The sequence below is a fragment of the Microcystis sp. M49636_WE2 genome (assembly GCF_030065375.1).
GTDB lineage: Bacteria > Cyanobacteriota > Cyanobacteriia > Cyanobacteriales > Microcystaceae > Microcystis > Microcystis aeruginosa_C.
Genome location: NZ_JASJFG010001069.1, coordinates 1 through 2,602, shown reverse-complemented (window position 1 = coordinate 2,602; position 2,602 = coordinate 1). Strand labels below are relative to the sequence as shown.

The window sequence follows — 2,602 nt, the reverse complement described above, 5'->3', positions numbered from 1 at the left end:
CAACACCTTAGCCTATTGTCAATGTCCCCAACAGTTAAAAACACCTCATATTCTTCTATATTTCTCGCTTGAGGATTGAGATATTGCCCAAAGTTTTGTGTTAAATCAATCTGCATGGTTATTATTGTATCCTTATTATTCCAGCAATTCTCATTTTGAAACGATTTTGCGTTGTTTCAGCGATCTAGAGATTCGTTAAGAATTATTAACCCCTCTAGGTGCAGGGGTTTTAATGTCATGAAACCTTAAAATGAGAATTGCTGTTATTATTCTAACCCTGTTGCATAGTTTTCCATCATCTGCAAAAATTGAGGGTCAATCAATTCCATATTAGCTTGCAGAATATTAGTTCGCTCCTCATCATCAGCACAAATGAGCAACTGTTCAATTAAATTAATATATGCTTGGGGGCGTTTTTCGTCCATAACCTTAATCCGATGCTTTTACAAAAGTTTTTTAAATTCTTCAATAGACATTCCGGCACCTTTAATAATTGTTCCCATTGTATAAGCATTAATTGGATTAGCTCTGGGAATTGTTAAGATATGCTCTCCATCAGTCATTGTAATATGTTTACCCTGTCGAACAATCCTAAATCCTGCTTTTTCAAAGGCTTTAATGGCTCGTTGATGATTAATTCCGGGAAGACTAGGCATGATTTAATTCAACTTCCACATAACAAGATTCTACACCTTGATTCAATTCCTCGGCAACTTCTAAATAAGACACAATAGCATCTTGAATATTATTGAGAGCTTCTTCTTTTGTTGTACCTTGAGAAGCACAGCCTGGTAAACCGGGACACCAAACAGCATATCCTTCTTCTGTTTTCTTAAGACTGACTTTATACTGCATATTTTTATAATAATAATCGTTGTCAGTTATTATAGCACGGCCATCATTAATCTCTGCTTTTGCTTGTAATACTTCTAATAAAAACCCCTGATATTCCTCTATACTTCTCGCTTGAGGGTTGAGAAACTGCCCCAACTATTGCGCTATGTTCCGTAACCAAGCAACAGGATTATTATTTCCTTGTTCTTCTAACCTTGTTGTATAGTTTTCCATCACCTGCAAAAATTCGGGATCAATCAATTCCTGATTAGCTTGCAGGATGTTGGCTTCCTCACCATTGGCACAAGCGAGCAACTGTTCAATTAAATTAATATATGCTTGGGCGCGTTGTTCATTCATTGTCTGTACTGTGATTGTTATAATTATATTTACGATTGAGGAGGAAAAGGAATAATAATGTAGCGAATGACCGTTCCTAGTAAAGCCGTTCCCAAAATTCCGATTAACGTCCAAATCTGGGCCTTTTGAGAGCCTTTCAATTCTTTGGTATCTTCTTTCACCCTCTCAATATCCTTGTCTAAAGCATCGACCTTTTCTTCTAATCTAGCTTGTCCAACCTCTAAATTAGTGAGGCGACTATTAATATTTTCTAGTTTCTGATTAATTTCACCTAAAACTTCTTTAATATCTTGTTCAATAGTAACTGACATCTGATGATTCTCCTAATAATTATCGGAATATAGGCACGACTATCACTATTTTATAGCTGGTTATAATTAAATTAAAAATGGATTTTAGGTTCGATCCCCCCTGCCCCCCTTAATCCCCCCTTGATAAGGGGGGTGTCTGACAACTTTTAACGCCTCCCTACTTACCTTTGAGAATGATAATACTTTTGGTTCATGTGTCCTCTTTATTCGCGATCGCTACTAATCCGGCGATCAAACGGCTTGCAACATGAATTCAACCTTGATCGCTTCAAACGGGAACTCTACGCTCCCATCTGCTACACGGCTCAGAATACCGACATTTAAAAGTGCCGTAATATCTCCATGTACTGCTTTAACATCCCGATGGACTCGCCTCGCCGCCTCACGGATAGAAATGGGGCCAGCACCGCACATAGCTTTGAGGAGTTCCCACCGCTTGGCAGTCAGAACTTTCCAGAGAAGTTCGGGGGTAGCAAAACTGATACGAACTTCTTTTTCTGCTCGACCAGTTTTCATCGCTTGAACGGCATCGGCAAGGGTGTCAGTCAAGGAGCGAACTTCAAGAACGACCGTGTTCATAATTCCACCTCAAAATGTCAGAGTTGAAGTCGGCCATCAATTGGTCTGGCGAAGAGAAAGCATAAAGAGACTCCACACCATCGAAATGACGGTGATCGCCTTTACCGCGTTCGTTATCATATCGCAACACACATTTGCCGTTGACTATGTAAGCGAGACGATATTTGTAAGGATGCTCCGATGGCAGAACTGGTTGGGGAACACGCCAGACAGTGACTTCTGCGAATGCGTCTGGGGCCAAGATGACGCGACGACGAATGAGCGCGGTAGCCTTCATGTTGGATATACTAACAACACCTTAGCCTGTTGTCAATGTCCCCAACAGTTAAAAACGCCTCATATTCTTCTATATTTCTCGCTTGAGGGTTGAGATATTGCCCAAAGTGTTGTGTTAAATCAATCTGCATGGTTATTGTATCCTTATTATTCTAACCCTGTTGCATAGTTTTCCATCATCTGCAAAAATTCGGGGTCAATCAATTCCTGATTAGCTTGCAGGATATTGGGTTCCTCACCAT

At 40.0% G+C, this 2,602-nt stretch carries 7 protein-coding genes; all 7 read right to left on the bottom strand.

Translation table 11 applies throughout. The annotated features are described in order from the left end of the window. Window positions 1-266 precede the first annotated feature (266 nt). Window positions 267-425, bottom strand: coding sequence for a hypothetical protein (locus PX484_RS24810; RefSeq protein WP_002800938.1), 159 nt, complete (start codon window positions 423-425; stop codon window positions 267-269). An 18-nt stretch (window positions 426-443) separates the two neighbouring features. Then, a complete protein-coding gene (locus PX484_RS24805) occupies window positions 444-656 on the bottom strand; it encodes a type II toxin-antitoxin system HicA family toxin (RefSeq protein ID WP_002759169.1) in 213 nt (70 codons plus the stop codon). Next, complete coding sequence (locus PX484_RS24800; protein WP_039900529.1) at window positions 649-855, bottom strand: type II toxin-antitoxin system HicB family antitoxin; 207 nt, start codon at window positions 853-855, stop codon at window positions 649-651. Before PX484_RS24800 ends, PX484_RS24805 begins: the two co-directional genes overlap by 8 nt. Window positions 856-990: 135 nt before the next feature. Continuing rightward, entirely contained in the window at window positions 991-1,194 is a 204-nt protein-coding gene (locus tag PX484_RS24795) for a hypothetical protein (protein WP_287765030.1), read from the bottom strand. A gap of 29 nt (window positions 1,195-1,223) precedes the next feature. After that, the gene (locus PX484_RS24790) at window positions 1,224-1,505 is read right to left on the bottom strand and encodes a hemolysin XhlA family protein (RefSeq protein WP_002800934.1); all 282 of its coding nucleotides are present in this window, start codon (window positions 1,503-1,505) and stop codon (window positions 1,224-1,226) included. A gap of 231 nt (window positions 1,506-1,736) precedes the next feature. Next, a complete protein-coding gene (locus tag PX484_RS24785; protein WP_002751511.1) occupies window positions 1,737-2,084 on the bottom strand; it encodes an HVO_A0114 family putative DNA-binding protein in 348 nt (115 codons plus the stop codon). Further along, complete coding sequence (locus PX484_RS24780; RefSeq protein WP_002751505.1) at window positions 2,065-2,361, bottom strand: toxin-antitoxin system TumE family protein; 297 nt, start codon at window positions 2,359-2,361, stop codon at window positions 2,065-2,067. Before PX484_RS24780 ends, PX484_RS24785 begins: the two co-directional genes overlap by 20 nt. Window positions 2,362-2,602: the final 241 nt, after the last annotated feature.